Origin of the sequence: Mycobacterium fragae, assembly GCF_002102185.1 — a bacterium.
In the GTDB taxonomy this organism is placed as follows: domain Bacteria; phylum Actinomycetota; class Actinomycetes; order Mycobacteriales; family Mycobacteriaceae; genus Mycobacterium; species Mycobacterium fragae.
The window spans coordinates 32,067-49,440 of the sequence record NZ_LQOW01000004.1 but is presented as its reverse complement, the minus strand read 5'-3'; the positions used below and the strand labels follow the sequence as shown (position 1 = coordinate 49,440).

General features: G+C 65.1%; 14 protein-coding genes, 1 tRNA gene and 1 other RNA gene. 8 read left to right on the top strand and 8 right to left on the bottom strand.

Translation table 11 applies throughout. The annotated features are described in order from the left end of the window. Positions 1-33 precede the first annotated feature (33 nt). Positions 34-747 (top strand): Rv3717 family N-acetylmuramoyl-L-alanine amidase, encoded by a 714-nt coding sequence (locus AWC06_RS02525; protein WP_085194065.1) that lies wholly within the window; start codon positions 34-36, stop codon positions 745-747. On the opposite strand, the gene AWC06_RS02520 is transcribed toward AWC06_RS02525, so the two are convergent. Further along, the gene (locus AWC06_RS02520; protein WP_085194063.1) at positions 725-1,162 is read right to left on the bottom strand and encodes an SRPBCC family protein; all 438 of its coding nucleotides are present in this window, start codon (positions 1,160-1,162) and stop codon (positions 725-727) included. The two genes, AWC06_RS02525 and AWC06_RS02520, sit on opposite strands and share 23 nt — an antisense overlap. Positions 1,163-1,256: 94 nt before the next feature. Between AWC06_RS02520 and AWC06_RS02515 the strand changes: the two genes are divergently transcribed. Both AWC06_RS02515 and AWC06_RS02510 read left to right on the top strand, forming a co-directional pair. Further along, positions 1,257-2,633: an FAD-binding oxidoreductase gene (locus AWC06_RS02515; protein WP_085194061.1), complete on the top strand. Its 1,377-nt coding sequence runs from the start codon at positions 1,257-1,259 to the stop codon at positions 2,631-2,633. Then, a complete protein-coding gene (locus tag AWC06_RS02510; protein WP_085194059.1) occupies positions 2,630-3,943 on the top strand; it encodes a class I SAM-dependent methyltransferase in 1,314 nt (437 codons plus the stop codon). The genes AWC06_RS02515 and AWC06_RS02510 overlap by 4 nt, the downstream gene beginning before the upstream one ends. 11 nt (positions 3,944-3,954) lie before the next feature. On the opposite strand, the gene AWC06_RS02505 is transcribed toward AWC06_RS02510, so the two are convergent. The 3 genes from AWC06_RS02505 to ffs form a co-directional block, all read right to left on the bottom strand. Beyond that, complete coding sequence (locus AWC06_RS02505) at positions 3,955-5,643, bottom strand: DNA polymerase III subunits gamma/tau (RefSeq protein ID WP_085194057.1); 1,689 nt, start codon at positions 5,641-5,643, stop codon at positions 3,955-3,957. Between the two features lie 108 nt (positions 5,644-5,751). Beyond that, on the bottom strand, positions 5,752-7,035 hold the full coding sequence (locus AWC06_RS02500; RefSeq protein WP_139819878.1) for an aspartate aminotransferase type Ic: 1,284 nt from the start codon (positions 7,033-7,035) through the stop codon (positions 5,752-5,754). Positions 7,036-7,065: 30 nt separating this feature from the next. Next, an RNA gene (gene ffs / locus AWC06_RS02495) (signal recognition particle sRNA small type) lies at positions 7,066-7,160 on the bottom strand. Between the two features lie 51 nt (positions 7,161-7,211). On the opposite strand from ffs, the gene AWC06_RS02490 reads away from it, so the two are divergent. The 3 genes from AWC06_RS02490 to AWC06_RS02480 all read left to right on the top strand — a co-directional run bounded on the left by AWC06_RS02490 (position 7,212) and on the right by AWC06_RS02480 (position 9,264). Beyond that, positions 7,212-7,297, top strand: a tRNA-Ser gene (locus AWC06_RS02490). A 73-nt stretch (positions 7,298-7,370) separates the two neighbouring features. Then, positions 7,371-8,189 carry a lipid uptake coordinator LucA gene (lucA, locus tag AWC06_RS02485; RefSeq protein ID WP_085194054.1) on the top strand — a complete coding sequence of 273 codons (819 nt, stop codon included), beginning with the start codon at positions 7,371-7,373 and terminating at the stop codon, positions 8,187-8,189. 16 nt (positions 8,190-8,205) lie between these two features. After that, positions 8,206-9,264, top strand: a complete 1,059-nt coding sequence (locus AWC06_RS02480) for an NAD(P)H-dependent amine dehydrogenase family protein (RefSeq protein WP_085194052.1) — start codon at positions 8,206-8,208, stop codon at positions 9,262-9,264. Here AWC06_RS02480 and AWC06_RS02475 read toward each other — a convergent pair. Next, positions 9,261-9,599, bottom strand: a complete 339-nt coding sequence (locus AWC06_RS02475; protein WP_085194050.1) for a DUF732 domain-containing protein — start codon at positions 9,597-9,599, stop codon at positions 9,261-9,263. The genes AWC06_RS02480 and AWC06_RS02475 overlap by 4 nt on opposite strands. Positions 9,600-9,784: 185 nt before the next feature. Between AWC06_RS02475 and AWC06_RS02470 the strand changes: the two genes are divergently transcribed. Both AWC06_RS02470 and AWC06_RS02465 read left to right on the top strand, forming a co-directional pair. Continuing rightward, positions 9,785-10,354: an MmpS family transport accessory protein gene (locus AWC06_RS02470; protein WP_085194149.1), complete on the top strand. Its 570-nt coding sequence runs from the start codon at positions 9,785-9,787 to the stop codon at positions 10,352-10,354. Further along, complete coding sequence (locus AWC06_RS02465) at positions 10,351-13,293, top strand: MMPL/RND family transporter (protein WP_085194048.1); 2,943 nt, start codon at positions 10,351-10,353, stop codon at positions 13,291-13,293. Before AWC06_RS02470 ends, AWC06_RS02465 begins: the two co-directional genes overlap by 4 nt. On the opposite strand, the gene AWC06_RS02460 is transcribed toward AWC06_RS02465, so the two are convergent. The 3 genes from AWC06_RS02460 to AWC06_RS02450 form a co-directional block, all read right to left on the bottom strand. Beyond that, complete coding sequence (locus tag AWC06_RS02460) at positions 13,279-13,677, bottom strand: PPOX class F420-dependent oxidoreductase (RefSeq protein ID WP_085194046.1); 399 nt, start codon at positions 13,675-13,677, stop codon at positions 13,279-13,281. The two genes, AWC06_RS02465 and AWC06_RS02460, sit on opposite strands and share 15 nt — an antisense overlap. A gap of 20 nt (positions 13,678-13,697) precedes the next feature. Then, positions 13,698-13,982 carry a GlsB/YeaQ/YmgE family stress response membrane protein gene (locus AWC06_RS02455; RefSeq protein ID WP_085194044.1) on the bottom strand — a complete coding sequence of 95 codons (285 nt, stop codon included), beginning with the start codon at positions 13,980-13,982 and terminating at the stop codon, positions 13,698-13,700. Between the two features lie 85 nt (positions 13,983-14,067). Further along, entirely contained in the window at positions 14,068-17,325 is a 3,258-nt protein-coding gene (locus AWC06_RS02450) for a LuxR family transcriptional regulator (protein ID WP_085194147.1), read from the bottom strand. Between the last annotated feature and the right edge of the window lie 49 nt (positions 17,326-17,374).

Genomic DNA, 17,374 nt, shown 5'->3' with positions numbered 1-17,374 from the left:
CGTGTCGGGGTCGTAGTAGCGCTCGGCGTACTCATGGTTGCTCCGACACCCCACCTCCCCGAGGCGACGGCCGCTCCTACCAGCATCGCGGGCATGACCGTGTTCCTCGACCCGGGTCACAACGGCGCCAACGACGGGTCGATCAGCCGCCAGGTGCCGAATGGTCGCGGCGGCACCAAAGACTGCCAGGCTAGCGGCACGACGACCAACGACGGCTACCCGGAGCACAGCTTCACCTGGGACACGACGTTGCGCATTCGCGCGGCGCTCAGCGCGTTGGGAGCGCGGACGGCCATGTCGCGCGGCGACGACAGCTCGGTGGGCCCGTGCGTCGACCAGCGCGCCGCGATGGCCAACGGGTTACACCCGAACGCGATCGTCAGCATCCACGCCGACGGCGGCCCGCCGAACGGGCGCGGCTTTCACGTCAACTATTCGGCGCCACCGCTCAACCAGGTGCAGGCGGGACCGTCGGTGCAGTTCGCCCGGATCATGCGTGACCAACTGCAAGCCTCCGGTATTCCGCCGGCCAACTACATCGGCCAAGACGGGCTGTACGGGCGCGCCGACCTGGCCGGCCTGAACCTCGCGCAGTATCCGGCCGTTCTCGTCGAATGCGGCAACATGAAAAATCCCGCCGACTCGTCGCTGATGCAGACCCCCGAGGGCAGGCAGAAATACGCCGACGCCGTCGTCCGCGGTATCGCAGGATTCCTAGGTCAGGCTAGCCCTCAACCTCCTTCTTGAGGTTGGCCAGCACTTCGGACTGAATCCTCTTCAGGCCCAGCGGGGCGAACGTCTTCTCAAAGAATCCCTTCACCCCACCCGCGCCCGTCCAGGTGGTCGTGACGGTGACGCTCGAGCCGGGTCCGGCCGGAGCAACCGTCCAGTTGGTGACCATCGTCGAGTTGGCGTCCTTTTCGATGACGGCATGGCCGGCGACGTCGACGCTGGCCCGCACGTCCCGCACCCGGGATTTGGTGGCCTGCAGTTTCCATTCGGCGACGGTGCCCTGCCCCTGACCACCCTCCAATACCCGGTAGTCGCGGTAGTGCGAAGAGAGGATCTTCGGGCGGACGTTCTGGTAGTCGGAGACGGCAGTCAGCACGGCCGTGGGCTCCGCGTTGATCAAGATCGTGCTGGCTGCGCTGACCTTTCCCATCAGGCGAAACTCCTCTGTCGGTGGGTTTGTCGACGCCGCGCGCGGGTTGTTGCATCCCGTGCACAGGCTGCTATCGGGGACTAGGGTATATGTGATGCCTGTCCCCGCAGCCGCATCGGCGGCTCACGAGGCGGGCGTCGAGCGGTTGTTGGCGAGTTATCGTTCGATTCCCGCGACGGCGTCCGTCCGACTCGCCAAGCCCACCTCGAATTTGTTCCGCGCCCGCGCCAAGCGCGACGCGCCGGGCCTCGACGTATCAGGGCTGACGAATGTGATCGCGGTGGACCCGGAGGCCCGCACTGCGGACGTGGCCGGCATGTGCACGTACGAGGACCTCGTCGCCGCGACACTGCCTTACGGCCTGTCGCCCTTGGTGGTCCCGCAGCTGAAGACCATCACGCTTGGCGGGGCGGTCACCGGCTTGGGCATCGAGTCGGCCTCGTTTCGCAACGGCCTGCCGCATGAGTCGGTGCTCGAGATGGACATCCTCACCGGCGCAGGCGAATTGCTCACCGTATCGCCGCAGCAGCATCCCGACCTGTATCGTGCGTTCCCGAATTCCTATGGGACGCTCGGTTATTCGACCAGACTGCGAATCGAACTCGAGACCATAAAGCCGTTCGTGGCGCTGCGACACGTCCGATTTCACTCGCTCGCCGACATGGTGGCGGCGATGGACCGCATCATCGACACCGGCGGGCTCGACGGTGTGCCGGTCGACTACCTCGACGGCGTGGTCTTCAGCGCCGACGAGAGCTACTTGTGCGTCGGCGTACGCACCACCACCGCCGGTCCGGTCAGCGACTACACCGGCCAGGACATCTACTACCGCTCCATCCAGCACCAGACCGGCATCAAAGAAGACCGGTTGACCATGCACGACTACTTCTGGCGATGGGACACCGACTGGTTCTGGTGCTCACGCTCATTCGGCGCGCAGAACCCCCAGGTGCGGCGGTGGTGGCCGCGGCGCTACCGGCGCAGCAGCGTCTACTGGAAACTGGTGGCGCTCGACCACCGTTTCGGTATCGCCGACCGGATCGAGAAGCGTCAGGGTCGTCCGCCACGCGAACGGGTGGTTCAGGACGTCGAAGTGCCGATCGAGCGGACAACCGAGTTCTTGGAGTGGTTCTTGCAGACGGTCCCCATCGCTCCGGTCTGGTTGTGCCCGTTACGGTTACGCGACGAAGGCGGCTGGCCGCTGTATCCGATTCAGCCGGGCCGCACCTACGTCAATGTCGGTTTTTGGTCCTCAGTTCCGGCCGGTGCGACCGAGGGCGCGACGAACCGGTTGATCGAGGCGAAGGTCGGCGAGCTCGACGGACACAAGTCGCTGTATTCCGACTCCTATTACAGCCGCGAGGAATTCGACGAACTCTACGGCGGCGAAGCCTACAAAACCGTGAAGAAAACCTACGACCCGGATTCGCGTCTTCTGGACCTGTATGCAAAGGCGGTGCAACGACGATGACGACGACCAAGGCACATGCCCCCACCGCAACCGGCAAGATGAGCCTCGCCGAGATCTTGGCGGTGTTCGCCGGCCGGAGCCAACACGAACTGAAATTCAGCGCGTACGACGGCAGCACCGCCGGCCCCGAAGAAGCCACGCTGGGCATAGATCTGCTGTCCCCGCGAGGCACCACCTATCTGGTGACGGCACCCGGCGAACTGGGGATGGCCCGCGCCTACATCTCCGGCGACCTCGGCCTCCGCGGCGTACACCCCGGCGATCCCTACCACCTGCTCAACACGCTGGCGACCAAACTCGACTTCAAACGGCCTTCGCCTCGCGTGCTGGCCAACATCGTCCGCTCGATCGGATTCGAACGGCTCATGCCGATCGCGCCGCCACCGCAAGAGGCGTTGCCTCGGTGGCGCCGGATCGCCGAGGGCTTGCGGCACAGCAAGACCCGCGACGCCGAGGCCATCCACCACCACTACGACGTTTCCAACACCTTCTACGAATGGGTGCTCGGGCCGTCGATGACCTACACCTGCGCGGTTTATCCCCACCCCGATGCCACGCTGGAGGAGGCGCAGGAGAACAAGTACCGGCTGATCTTCGACAAACTGCGCTTGCAGCCGGGCGATCGGTTGCTCGACGTCGGCTGTGGGTGGGGCGGGATGGTGCGCTACGCAGCCCGGCGCGGTGTTCGGGCCATTGGTGCGACGCTCTCGGCCGAGCAGGCGAAATGGGGGCAAAAGGCCATCGAGGCCGAAGGGCTTGCAGAGCTGGCCGAGGTGCGCCACTCCGACTACCGCGACGTCCGCGAGACCGGGTTCGATGCGGTTTCGTCGATCGGCCTCACCGAGCACATCGGGGTGAGCAATTACCCGGCCTACTTCCGCTTCCTGAAGTCGAAGTTGCGCAGCGGCGGACTGCTGCTCAATCACTGCATCACCCGCCATGACAACCGGTCGATGTTCCGGGCAGGCAGCTTCACCGACCGTTACGTCTTCCCCGACGGGGAGCTGACCGGCTCGGGGCGCATCATCACCGAGATCCAGGACGTCGGCTTCGAGGTACTGCACGCGGAGAACTTCCGCCATCACTACGCGATGACGCTGCGCGATTGGTGCCGCAACCTCGTCGAGCACTGGGACGAAGCGGTCGCCGAAGTCGGTCTGCCCACCGCCAAGGTGTGGGGGCTCTACATGGCCGCTTCGCGAGTGGGCTTCGAGCAGAACAAGATTCAGCTGCATCACGTCCTGGCGGCCAAGGTCGACGAGCGTAATCCGGACAATGGGCTGCCGCTGCGGCCCTGGTGGCAGCCTTAGTCTGATTGTCGTTAGCCGTTGTCGATGCGGCGAGCGCCCAACTCGTTCTGCAACAACTCCAGTGCGGCCTCTTCGGGGTCGCGACGCTCCGCCGGCGCATCGTCATTGCCCGCCTCGGCCAGCATGTGGTCCTCTTCGACGGGCGCGGCGGGCGGCATCGGGTCGCCGGCCTCACAGCGCACCCGCCAATCCACCCCCAGCGCGTCTTTGAGCGCCTCGGCGATGACGTCGGCGTTGCGTTGTTCGCAGAGCCGCTTCGCCAGCGGCGCCGACTCATGGCTTAACACCAGTGTGTTGCCCTCGACCGCGCGGACGGTCGCGCCCGCCAGCATCACTTCGGTGGTGCGGCTGCGCTGACGGACTTTGTCGCGCACGGTCGGCCACAGGGTTCGCACAGCGGCCGCGCCGGGCTCGCCCGGGGCGGCCGCTGGCGGCGGGGCCGGTTCGGGTTCGGCTGGTTTGGGCGCCGGCTCGGGCTTTTTGACCTGCGGGTTGACCTGCGTGCTGTGCCGCTTGGGTGGGTCGGCCCGCTCGGTGGGGATCGACATGTCCAGCCGGGTTTCGATCCGCTCGACGCGTTGCAGCAGCGCCGACTCGGTATCGCTGGCCGACGGCAACAGCAGCCGCGCGCAGATCACCTCGAGCAGCAGACGCGGCGCCGTCGCGCCGCGCATCTCGCTCAGCCCGGCCTGGACGACTTCGGCATATCGGGTCAGCGTCGCCGACCCGATCCGGGCCGCTTGATCACGCATTCGGTCCAGCACGTCTTCCGGCGCATCGACCACGCCGCGAGCGGCGGCATCCGGGACCGCTTGCAGCACAAGCAGATCGCGGAACCGCTCCAGCAGGTCGGTGGCAAATCGCCGAGGGTCATGCCCGGCGTCGATCACCGATTCCACCGCACCGAACAGCGCAGCGGCGTCGTCGGCGGCAAGCGCATCGACGGCCTCGTCGATCAACGCCACGTCGGTGGCGCCCAACAGTCCCAGCGCGCGCTGATAGGTCAGCCGATTCCCGTCGGCGCCGGCCAGCAACTGATCGAGCACCGAGAGCGTGTCGCGTGGCGAACCGCCGCCGGCCCGGATCACCAGCGGGTACACCGCGTCGTCGACGACGAGACCCTCCTGCTCGCAGATGCGCTCGATCAGCCCGCGCATGGTGCGCGGCGGCAGCAAGCGGAACGGATAGTGGTGGGTGCGCGACCGGATCGTCGGCAGCACCTTCTCCGGCTCGGTCGTGGCGAAGACGAAAATCAGGTGCTCGGGCGGCTCCTCGACGATCTTGAGCAACGCATTGAACCCCGCCGTGGTCACCATGTGCGCCTCGTCGACGATGAACACGCGATAGCGCGACTGGGCCGGCGCGTAGAACGCCCGGTCACGCAGTTCACGGGTGTCATCGACCCCGCCGTGGCTGGCTGCGTCGAGTTCGACGACGTCGATGCTGCCGGGCCCGTTGGGCGCCAGCGCGACGCAGGACTCGCACACACCGCACGGTGTCGCGGTCGGTCCCTGCGCGCAGTTCAGCGACCGGGCCAGGATGCGCGCCGACGATGTCTTGCCGCAGCCGCGCGGGCCGGAGAACAAATACGCGTGGTTGACCCGGCCCGCCGCCAGCGCGGTGGACAGCGGCCCGGTGACGTGCTCCTGCCCCACCACCTCGGCGAAGGTTGCCGGTCGGTACTTGCGGTAGAGGGCCACGGTCAGCAGGCTACCGAGGCTGTCCGACGTCGGCTCGGCTGGCCATCGGGTGTGAATCCTCGGTGTCGAGTGTGCACCAGTGGCGGGATTTCGCGAATTTTCCCGCCCTCAGCGCACACTCGATTTCAGCAAGGACTCGGTGGCGGCCAGCAAGGCGCAGGTGGCTAACCCGTCAATGGCGTCGCGCAGATCCGGTAGCGCAGGGAACGTCGGCGCGATCCGGATGTTCTTGTCGTCCGGGTCTTTTCGGTAAGGGAACGACGCGCCGGCCTCGGTGACCGCGATACCGGCGTCCTTGGCCAACGCGACAGTGCGTCGCGCGGTGCCGGGCAGCACGTCGAGGCTGATGAAGTAGCCGCCCTTCGGCTCGGTCCACGACGCGATCTTGGAATCGCCCAGCCGCTTCTCCAGAATTTCCAGCGCCAACGCGAATTTCGGTGCCAGCAGCTGCTGGTGGCGCCGCATTTGCAGGCGCACACCATCGGCGTCGCCGAAAAACCGCAGATGCCGCAGCTGGTTGACCTTGTCCGGGCCGATCGATTTCTTTCCGGCGTACTGCAGATACCAGGCGATGTTGCCCAGCGATCCGCCGAAGAAGCTGACCCCCGCGCCGGCGAAGGTGATCTTCGACGTCGACGCGAAAACGTAGGGCCGGTTCGGGTTGCCTGCGGCGGTCGCCAGCCCCAACACGTCGACCTGGTGGACGAAGTCCAGCGTCAGGGTGTGTACCGCGTAGGCGTTGTCCCAGAACAGCCGGAAATCCTCTGCCGCCGTGCGCATTTGGACCAGACGACGAACCGTTTCCCACGAGTAGGTGATGCCCGTGGGGTTGGCGAACACCGGTACCGCCCACATGCCTTTGATGGCCGGGTCGACGGCGACCAGTTCTTCGATCAGGTCGACGTCCGGGCCGTCCTCGCGCATCGGGACGGAGATCATCTCGATGCCCATGGTTTCGGTGATGGCGAAGTGCCGGTCATAGCCGGGAACCGGACAGAGGAACTTGACGCGTGGCTCGTCTTTCCAGGGCCGCGGCGAGTCCACACCGCCGTGCAGCATGGAAAAGACGACGACGTCGTGCATCAGCTCCAGGCTGGCGTTGTTGCCCGCGATCAGGTTGGGCACGGGGATGCTGAGCAGCTCGCTGAATATTGCCCGCAATTCCGGCAGGCCGTGCAGCCCACCGTAGTTGCGGGTGTCCGTGCCGTCTGCGTCGCGGTAGTCGTCCCCGGGCAGGCTCAGCAACGCGTTGGACAAATCGAGCTGCTCGCTTGACGGTTTCCCGCGAGTGAGGTCCAACGCCAGTTTTCTGGCCTGCAGCGTGGCGTAATCCTGTTGGTGGTGCTCGTGTAGGGCCGCCAATTCCGCACGGCCGAGGGAATCAAACGACACCATGCGCCTTTCACCGTCAACGCCGTGGAATGTGGGGGACCCCGCGCACCCGACAGAGCCCATTGACCCTTGCTGCCTTCCGGCCCTGGGGGAGTTCACAGGATAGACGCCGCGCGGGGTCCATGGCGAGTGTAGTCCCCGGTCCGGGCGAACCCGGCTCGGCTACCATGGCCGACGGAGGATTCGCCTAGTGGCCTATGGCGCTCGCCTGGAACGCGGGTTGGGTTAATAGCCCTCGCGGGTTCAAATCCCGCATCCTCCGCACGCGGTCCGGGATGCGACCAGGCATGATGGTCGGGCTTGGTCGCTCTCGGATCACCAGCTCTAGGAGGGGCATGCGACGCTGGGTCGCCACGTTGTGGCATGCGACGTTCTCGATTGCTGCCGGCATCCTTTACTACGTCTTCGTGCTGCCGCGCGGGCTCGAGCTGATGGGCGATATCTCACACGGCCTGGGCACCGGGCTGCGGATCGTCACGGGTGTGGTCATCGCCTTGGCGGCATTGCCGGTGGTCTTCACCCTGCAGCGCACTCGCAAGCCGGAGTACGGCACGCCGCAACTGGCCCTGACACTGCAGACCTGGTCGATCGTGGCCCATGTGTTGGCCGGCGTTCTGATCGTCGGCACCGCGATCGGCGAGATCTGGCTGAGCCTCGACACCTCCGGGCAGTGGTTGTTCGGGATGTACGGCGCGGCCGCCGCGATCGCGTTACTCGGCATTGCCGGTTTCTACCTGTCGTTTGTCGCCGAGCTGCCGCCGCCACCGCCCAAACCGGTGAAGCCCAAGAAAGAGAAGCAGCGACGCATTCGCCGCAGGCGGCCGAAGAAAGCCGACGAGGCCGAAGGAACCGAAGCCGCCGAGGAAGAGGCCGAAGAAGCCGAAGAGACCGAGGCCGAAGAGTCGGAGGGCGAGGAGAAGCCCGCCGAGGTCACTGCGGAAAGTCCCGAAGTCGAGCCGACGGCCGTGGAAGTCGAGTCGGAGGCTCAAGAGGCGCCCGCCGTGGAAAACGTAGAAGACGTGGAAGAAACCGCCACAGAAACCGCCACCGTCGAGGCGCCCAAGGGTGGTCTGCGCAACCGTCGCCCGACCGGCAAACCGACTGGAGCGCACCGGCGCCGACGCACACGCCGAGGCGTTGCGGTCGAGGACTGAACCCTATGCTGTGCGAGTGCCAAACAAGTATCGGGTCGTCCAGTGGACAACGGGAAATGTCGGAAAGAGCTCGGTGCAGGCGATCGCCACGAACCCGCTCTTCGAATTGGTCGGGTGCTACGCCTGGTCGGAGGACAAGGTCGGCCGCGACGTCGGCGAGCTGTGCGGTATCGCGCCGCTGGGCGTAGCGGCCACTAATGATGTCGATGCCCTGCTCGCGCTGAAGCCGGACTGCGTGGTTTACAACCCGATGTGGGTTGATGCCGATGAGCTGGTGCGCATCCTGTCCGCGGGCGTGAACGTGGTCGCGACGGCCGCGTTCGTCACCGGGCACAACCTCGGCGCCGGTCGAGACCGCATTGCGGAGGCGTGCCGGAAAGGCGGCTCGACGATCTTCGGCTCGGGATCGAGCCCAGGCTTCGCCCAGCTGTTGGCCATCGTGTCGGCGATGGTGTGCGACCGGGTCGACAAGGTCACTGTCAACGAAGCCGCGGACACCACGTTCTACGACTCACCGGCGACCGAGCGCCCGGTCGGTTTCGGCACGCCGATCGACTCCCCCGACTTGGCGCCGATGGCCGCACAGGGGACGGCGATTTTCGCCGAGGCGGTGCGACTGGTTGCCGACGCGCTCGGCGTCGAGCTCGACGACGTGCGCTGCGAGGCCGAATACGCGCAAACCACCGCCGACCTGGACCTCGGGTCCTGGACGATCCCGGCCGGGTGCGTCGCCGGTGTCTACGCAAGCTGGCAGGGCATAGTCGGCGACAAACCCGTCGTCGAGCTCAACGTCCGCTGGCGCAAAGGCCAAACGCTCGACCCGGACTGGAAGATCGACCAGGACGGCTGGGTCATCCAAATCGACGGACGACCGACCGTGCGGACCAGCGTCGGGTTTTTACCGCCACCAGATTTTGAGGCCGAGACGATGGCCGACTTCATGACGCTCGGGCACATCTTGACAGCGATGCCCACGATCAACGCGATCCCGGCGGTCGTCGCCGCAGCACCGGGCATCGCCACGTACAACGATCTGCCGCTGACGCTTCCCCGGGGAGTCGTCCCGTCGGCCTAGCTGGGCGGGATGTTTTGCAGCTTGGGTGCCAGGTCGGGGCAGTAGAAGCTGATGGCGGAGCCGAGGAACTGGTAGCTCTGCACCTGGGTGGTGCCGCGCGGCAGGTTGCGGGCGACGAAACGAGCCGATGCGGCCGCGTCCGGGTCGACGCCCCGGCCCAGCCGATTGCAGGCGATCTTGGCCAGGTAGGGGTTGTAGTCGTGCGGGCCATAGATACCAAAGCTGTTGAGCTGCTGATCGAAATCGGTGTCGATGTCGGCGTGTGCCGGCACGGCCAAGCCGATCGCCACGGCGATGGCTGCAAACCCGGCGACTGCAAAACCCGTTGCCTTCATGGGCTGGATCGTACCGTTTCCGGTTCGACTCGTGGATCGAACTGGCTGCCTGACGCCTATCATCGCTGTTCCTCCCTGCCCTACCCAGGTTCCCGGGACTCGCCTCTTCCGATTAGAGTAGCTAAGGTTACACACAAGCTAATTAGTTGAGCGTCCTTCGCCCCTGGTTAAGGATGGAGGCACCCATGACGACGACCGAGCCGACGACCGAACCTCTGCGCACCGAGGGGCACACGACGAGCGAGTACGAGAACGAGTACAAAGAGGTCGCTGAGCAGAAGGCCAAGCGGGCCACAACCCCCAGCCTCCTCAGACGATTCTGGGTGGTGCTGGTGATCGCCGCCGTGGTCGCGGTCTCGGGGTTCTGCGTGTACCGGCTTCGCGGCATCTTCGGTGTGCACGGCAATGCCTTCGGCGGGGGCGCGGTCGCCGAAGAGATAAAGCCGTTCAACCCCAAGGTCTTAACACTCGAGGTCTGGGGTCCACCGGGCAGCATGGCGACCATCAATTACCTGGACAAAGATTCCAAGCCGCAGCAGGTCCTCAACGCGCCCCTGCCGTGGTCGACACAGCTGACCACAACGCAGCCTTCCCTCCCCGCCAATCTCGTGGCACAGGGAACTGGCGATTGGATTGCCTGCAAGATCACCCTGGACGATAACGACGGGCGCGGGCCGATAGTCAAGGCCACAAATCGATCCCCCGCCGACGAAACAGTGAATGCCTTCACCTTCTGCCTGAACAAGTCCGCATGAGTGAGACCACCGAGGCGACGCAGCCTGTCTCGCAGCCGCTGATCCCGCCGTTCCTGCCCCGGATGATCCATCGGCTTGCGCTGCCGATCGTGCTGCTGTGGCTGGGACTCACCGTGTTTGTGAATGTCACCGTGCCGCAACTGGAGGTCGTCACCAAAGAGCACGCGGTGTCACAGAGCCCGAAAGACGCGCCGGGGATGATCGCGATGAAGAAGGTCGGATCGACCTTCCGCGAATTCAATTCAGACAACTCGGCGATGATCGTCCTGGAGGGCCAGCAGAAGCTCGAGAATGCCGCACACCAGTATTACGGCGAGATCGTCAGGCGACTTCAACAGGACACCAAGCATGTTCAGCACGTCCAGGATTTCTGGAATGATCCGCTGACTGCTGCGGGCTCGCAAAGCCCGGACGGAAAAGCGGCCTATGTCCAGGTCTACCTCGCCGGCAACATGGGTGAGAGTTTGTCCACCGAGTCCGTCGAAGCGGTCCGCAAGATCGTCGACTCGGTGCCCGCGCCACCGGGGGTCAAGGCCCATGTCACCGGCGCCGGCGCGCTGATCGCCGATCAGTCTCATGCGGGCGAGAAGGGCGTCAAGAAGGTCACCATGATGACCTTCCTGGTGATCATCGTGATGCTGCTTTTCGTCTACCGCTCGGTGATCACGACGCTCATCGTGCTGTTCATCGTCCTCGTCGAAGTGGCCGCGGCCCGAGGTGTCGTCGCGTTTCTGGGAAATTACGGGATCATCGGACTGTCCACGTTCGCCAACAACTTGCTGGTGTTGCTGGCGATCGCCGCGGGCACGGACTACGCGATTTTCGTGATGGGCCGTTATCACGAGGCCCGTGGCCTCGGCGAGGACCGAGAACAGGCCTTCTACACCATGTTTCACGGCACCGCGCATGTCGTGCTGGGTTCAGGGCTTACCGTCGCCGGCGCGATGTATTGCCTGAGCTTCACCCGGTTGCCGTGGTTCCAGACGATGGGTGTGCCTTGCGCGGTCGGCCTGCTGGTCGCGGTCTTCGCGGCATTGACGCTGGGACCGGCGGTGCTGGTGGTGGGCAGCTTCTTCAAGCTGCTCGATCCGAAGCGGATATTGCAAACCCGGAACTGGCGGCGAATCGGTACCGCGATCGTGCGTTGGCCCGCACCGATTCTCGCGGTGACGATCGCGATCGCACTTGTCGGTCTGGTTGCCCTGCCCGGTTATGTAACCGACTACGACAACCGCCATTACCTGCCGCCGGACACCCCGGCCAACGTCGGCTATGCCGCCGCCGAACGACACTTCAACCAGGCCCGGCTGAATCCCGAATTGCTGATGATCGAGACGGATCACGATTTGCGTAATCCGGCCGACTTCCTGGTGTTGGACAAGGTGGCCAAAGCGATCTTCCACATCCCGGGTATCGGCCGTGTGCAGACCATCACCCGGCCCCTGGGCACTCCGCTCGACCACTCGACCCTTGCTTTTCTGATGAGCGCGCAAAGCGCCGGGCAGATCCAGACCCAGCATTACCAGGAGGAACAGGCCAATAACCTGTTGAAGCAAGCGGACGAGCTCCGGAAAACGATGGCACTTCTGCACCAGCAGATGCAAGTCACCCAGGATCTCAGCAACACGACGCATCAAACTGTGGTTCTTACAAAAGAGACCGTTGAGATCACCGAGGCGTTGCGCGACGAAATCGCGAACTTCGATGACTTCTTCCGGCCGATTCGCAGCGCCTTCTACTGGGAGAAGCACTGCTACGACGTACCGGTGTGCTGGGCGGTGCAATCCATCTTCAACGCGCTGGACGGTATCGACGAAGTCAGTGAGAACATCGAGAAGCTCTACGCGAATCTCGAGAGGTTAGACCAGATCCAGCCGCAATTGGTGGCGCTGATACCGCCGCAGATTGCCAGCCAGCAGCGAAATCTCGACACGATCATGTCGAACTTCGCGACGACGAAAGGTCTCAACGACCAACAGAAAGCGTTGTCCGACAACGCGACGGCCATGGGAGAAGCCTTCGACAAAGCGAAGAACGACGACACGTTCTATCTGCCGCCGGAGGCGTTCCAAAGCCCGGATTTCCAGCGCGGCCTGAAGCAGTTCATGTCACCCGACGGCCACGCTGTTCGTTTGATCATCTCGCACGAAGGCGATCCGGCGACTCCTGAGGGCATCTCCCACATCAATCCGATCAAGCAGGCGGTACACGAGGCCATCAAGGGCACGCCGTGGGAGGGCGCCAAGGTCTACCTCGGTGGCACCGCGGCGCTGTACAAGGACATGCGCGACGCCTCCAACGTCGACCTGATGATCGCCGGAATAGCCGCGGCCACTTTGATTTTCATCATCATGTTGGTCATCACCCGAAGCGTGGTCGCGGCCCTGGTCATTGTGGGCACCGTGCTGCTTTCGCTGGGCGCGTCCTTCGGCCTTTCCGTGCTCGTGTGGCAGTACCTACTCGGGATCAAGTTGCACTGGATGGTGCTGGCGATGGCGGTCATCTTGCTGCTGGCCGTCGGGTCGGACTACAACCTGCTGCTGATATCCCGATTCAAAGAAGAAGTACACGCCGGGCTGAAGACGGGAACCATCCGCGCGATGGCCGGATCCGGTTCGGTGGTGACCGCTGCCGGTTTGGTGTTCGCCGCCACCATGGCTTCATTCGTGTTCGGCCCGTTGCGGGTCATGGCCCAGGTGGGCACCACGATTGCTCTGGGTCTGTTGTTCGACACCCTCATCGTGCGGTCGTTCATGACGCCATCGGTGGCCACCCTGCTGGGACGTTGGTTCTGGTGGCCACAACACGTGCGTCCGCGCCCCGCCAGTACCCTGCTTCGGCCGTACGGACCACGTCCGGTGGTGCGTGAATTGCTGCTGCGGGACCCCCAGGACAAGTCGGAGAAGCCGCCTACCGAGGAGCCGTCACTGTCGCGGTAATTCGGCGGGCTTGATCTCCACGCCCACGTGCACCTTGTTGACGCCGCCGCGCAGGATTGAATGCGCATAAAACCAGCCGGCGTGATACCAGTACCGTCTGAGCACCGCGTTGTAGACCCGTCGCGTCTCAGACTTCGGTAGCACCCGGGCCACCGCCTCGACTGCTTCACTCCTGGGCGTGCCCAGCGCTGAGCTTCTGGCGATCGTCACCCTGGGTGTGTTCCGGATCCGCTTCACTTTCCATGAGCCATCGTCGGTAATGACCAGTAGACGGTCGCTGTCGGGGACACCCCATGTCGGTGTCGGCTTCGGGCGACCGTCCTTGGTGAACGTCGTCAGCAGCAGGTACTTGGATGCGATGACGTCCTCGAAACGCGGCGCCACGCTCTTTCCCCGCGCCGCGGTTAGCGCAGCGTCCTTGCCCTGGTACGACGCCCGGTCAATGCCTGGTAGATCGCTATCAACAAGATGGCGACCACGACTCCGATGAGGAACGGGATCCAGGCGATTCCACCATTGGCGTTGTGGTAGCCGAACTGGGTGGCCACCGCAGAGCCGATCAAGCCGCCGACTGCACCCAGCAGCACCGTCATGATCATGCCGATGTTCTGCTTACCCGGCATGACGAGACGCGCCACTACACCGATGATCGCGCCCACGATGATGGCGAGAACGATTGATCCGATCATTGCTGCTCCTGTCGTAACAGCGCCCGAATTGGGCGCCATGTCGACACGTGTTCCCCGAACCGGCGGGCTTCTAACTTCTTACCGGTCAGACGTGGCGCGCTGCTTCCTGGGCCAGCTGCACGCGAGAGGTGAGGCCGAGTTTGGTGTAGACGTGGGTGAGGTGGGACTGCACCGTGCGTGGCGAGACGAACAGCCGGGTGGCGATGTCGTTGTTGGCGAGTCCTTCGCTGACCAGTCGTACGACGTCGCGCTCGGCCGGCGTGAGTGAAGCCCAGCCGCTGGTGGGCCGTTTGCGTTCGCCGCGGCCGCGCTGCGCATAGGCGATGGCCTCTTCAGTCGACAGGGCCGCGCCCTCGGCCCAAGCCGATTCAAAGTCCGCCTCGGCCATAGCATTTCGCAATTTCGTCACCGATGCTTCGTAATCAGCTTCCCAGACCTTGAACCGCCCAATTCCCCGGCGCTCGCGGATTGCGGCTGCCGCACCAAAAAGTCGGGCAGCTTCCCGGTGGCTGCCACAGCGCTCGGCCGGGATGGCCGTGCATTCGAGAGTGTCGGCAATGCCCACGTAGGGAAAGCCTTCGGGCAGATTCGCCAACGCCTCGTGGACGTCGCGCTGAGCCTGCTCTAGCTCGCCTTGCGCCATCGCCACACGGGCACGGGTGACCAGTGACGACATCACAACCGTCCAGCTCGTCGCCTTCTCGACCGCCTCGTCGGCCCAGCGGCGGGCGGCGACCAGATCCCCACTCGCCAAGATGGCCTGCGCAACGATGGGCCGCTGGAGTGAGGCATAGCCCGGCAGGGCGCCCCCATGCTCCCAGGCCGCCGCGCTCGCCTCCAGCGCGGTCCCGACATCGCCGGCTGACAGGGCCGCTGCTGCCAACGCCATGTAGCAAATGCCTGAGACGAAGGGGCCGAATTCAGTCCCGGAACCGAGGCCGGCTTCGGCCGCCGCCATGGCCGCCTCCCCGTCGCCCCGCCAGGCCAATGCGCTGGCCTGGTGCGCCAGGTTTCCCGCCGCGAGGATCCCGTCATGGGCGGCCGTGGCCTCGGCGGCCACCGCGCGGAATTGCGTGAGCGCCCCTGCGATATCGCTCTCCAGCATCTGTGCCAGACCGAGGCACGTCCGGCAGTGGCGCGAGTTGAACGCGTCACCGATTGCGGCGGCAATATCGCGTCCTTCCTCGGCGGCCACGCGCGCAGCGATGGGGTCACCGAAGAGCAATGCCACGTGCGCCTGCCAGCCCAGGATTTGAGCGAGCCTCCATTTGTCGTCGGAGCGGCGGGCGAGTTCGGTCGCTTCGGCGAAGTACTGCCCTGCCAGCTCGGCGTTGTGGGCGGCGGTCAGGCCGTAGGCGACGAGCGCTCTCACCAGCACGCCTGCGTCGCCGATGTCACGCGCAAGCGCCAGAGCTTGGTGCGCCTGATTAACGTTCGGGGTGCCGCGGGCGGCGGAGTCAAGCATCGCTTTGTCGGATAACGCTCGGGCGACAATCGCTGCCGGCAGGTCAGGGTCCTGTGCAACCTCATCGGTGACGACCGCGTCGCACCACGCGAAGCCCTCGTGCACGCGGCCTCGCGCGAACCACAGCGGCTGCAGCGACGACGCCAGGGTCAACGCGAGCTCGATATCGGAGTTTTCACGGCTCCAGTCAAACGCGGCCCGCAGATTGTCGAATTCCAATTCGGCCCGGTCGACGTGTTGCTCGTAATCGCTGCCGGCCGGTGCGTCGACCGCCGCCGCCATCGACGTGTAGTAATCGCGGTGACGCGATCGCACGGCATCGGCCTCACCGGACTCACCGAGCTTTTCCAGCGCGTACTGGCGCACCGTCTCCAGCAAGCGGTAACGGGTTCGGTCCCGGCTGTCGTCGGCCACCACCAGCGATTTGTCCACGAGCAGGGTGAGCTGATCGAGCACCTGGTAGCGCTCCACGTCGCCGGATCCGGCGACTGCCTGTGCGGCGTCGAGGTCAAATCCACCCATGAACGCCGCCAGCCGACGGAACAGCACCCGTTCGGACTGGGTCAGCAGCGCATGCGACCAATCCACCGAGGCGCGCAGCGTCTGTTGACGGCGCACCGCGCTGCGCGAACCACCGGTGAGCAGCCGGAAGCGGTCGTGCAAGGTGTCAGCGATCTCGGTCAGTGATAGGGCGCGCACCCGCGCCGCGGCGAGCTCGATCGCCAACGGCAAACCATCCAGCCGCTGGCAGATGTCGGTCAGCACCGCGATGTTCTCGTCGGTCACGGCGAAACCGGGCCGAACATGGCGAGCCCGATCGGTGAATAGCTCGACGGCTTCGTCGGTCAGCGACAGCGACGGCACCCGCCAGCCCATCTCACCGGCAACCCCGATCGTCTCCCGACTGGTCGCCAAGAGCGTCAACTTCTCACCTGCGCCCAGTAGAGCTACGACCAGCGACGCGCTCGCATCCAGCAGATGCTCGCAGTTGTCCAACACCACTAGCATGTGGCGGTCGGCGACGAATCGGGTGACGGTGTCCATCGTGGAGCAGCCGGGTTGATCGGGTAACCCCAACGCGCGGGCCACGGCGGTCGGCACAACGTCGGGATCGGTGATCGGCGCCAGATCCACGTACCACACACCGTCGGCGAATTCGCCGGCCATCTGTGTCGCCAGCTGGACCGCCAGGCGGGTTTTGCCGACGCCGCCGGCGCCGGTCAGCGTCACCAGCCGGTTCTCGGCCAGCAGCTCCGCCACCTCACGCATCTCGGCTTCGCGCCCAACGAAACTAGTGAGCTGTGCCGGAAGCCGCTGGGCGACAACCACTTTGGGTACTCGCAGAGGCGGGAACTCGTTGATCACATCGGGGTGGCACAGCTGCACGACGCGTTCCGGGCGCGGCAGATCGCGCAGCGGGTGGGTGCCCAGGTCGGTCAGCCACGCACCGTCGGGTAGTCGATCGACCACCATCTGCTCCGTCGCGCCCGACAGCACGGTCTGCCCGCCATGGGCAAGATCGCGCAGTCGCGCGGTGCGGTTGATTGTCGGCCCGGCGTAGTTGCCTTCATCGCGCAGCTGAATCTCGCCGGTATGAATGCCGATCCGCAGCCGAATCGGGGCCAAGGGCGCGCGCTGCAATTCGAGCGCACAGGCCACCGCATCGGAAGCCCGGGCGAACGCGGCCACGAAACTGTCGCCCTCGCCCTGCTCCACCGGGCGCACACCACTATGGGCCGCAACGAGGTCCGACACAACTTGGTTGAAACGCGCAATGGCAGCGGTCATCTCGACGGGTTGAGTCTCCCACAGCCGCGTGGAACCCTCGACGTCTGCCAACAGCAGCGTCACTGTACCCGTCGGCAACAGCTCGCTCACGTCCAGCTCGCTCCAGTCAGTTTCGCTCATGCTAGCCAGCATGCGGCGA

Bases quoted from the DNA above. Each gene is read 5' to 3' on its own strand.
- AWC06_RS02475 (WP_085194050.1), bottom strand. From the start codon at position 9,599: ATGAAGGCAACGGGTTTTGCAGTCGCCGGGTTTGCAGCCATCGCCGTG.
- AWC06_RS02455 (WP_085194044.1), bottom strand. From the start codon at position 13,982: ATGATCGGATCAATCGTTCTCGCCATCATCGTGGGCGCGATCATCGGT.
- AWC06_RS02510 (WP_085194059.1), top strand. From the start codon at position 2,630: ATGACGACGACCAAGGCACATGCCCCCACCGCAACCGGCAAGATGAGC.
- AWC06_RS02525 (WP_085194065.1), top strand. From the start codon at position 34: ATGGTTGCTCCGACACCCCACCTCCCCGAGGCGACGGCCGCTCCTACC.
- AWC06_RS02520 (WP_085194063.1), bottom strand. From the start codon at position 1,162: ATGGGAAAGGTCAGCGCAGCCAGCACGATCTTGATCAACGCGGAGCCC.
- lucA (WP_085194054.1), top strand. From the start codon at position 7,371: ATGCGACGCTGGGTCGCCACGTTGTGGCATGCGACGTTCTCGATTGCT.
- AWC06_RS02465 (WP_085194048.1), top strand. From the start codon at position 10,351: ATGAGTGAGACCACCGAGGCGACGCAGCCTGTCTCGCAGCCGCTGATC.
- AWC06_RS02470 (WP_085194149.1), top strand. From the start codon at position 9,785: ATGACGACGACCGAGCCGACGACCGAACCTCTGCGCACCGAGGGGCAC.
- AWC06_RS02515 (WP_085194061.1), top strand. From the start codon at position 1,257: ATGCCTGTCCCCGCAGCCGCATCGGCGGCTCACGAGGCGGGCGTCGAG.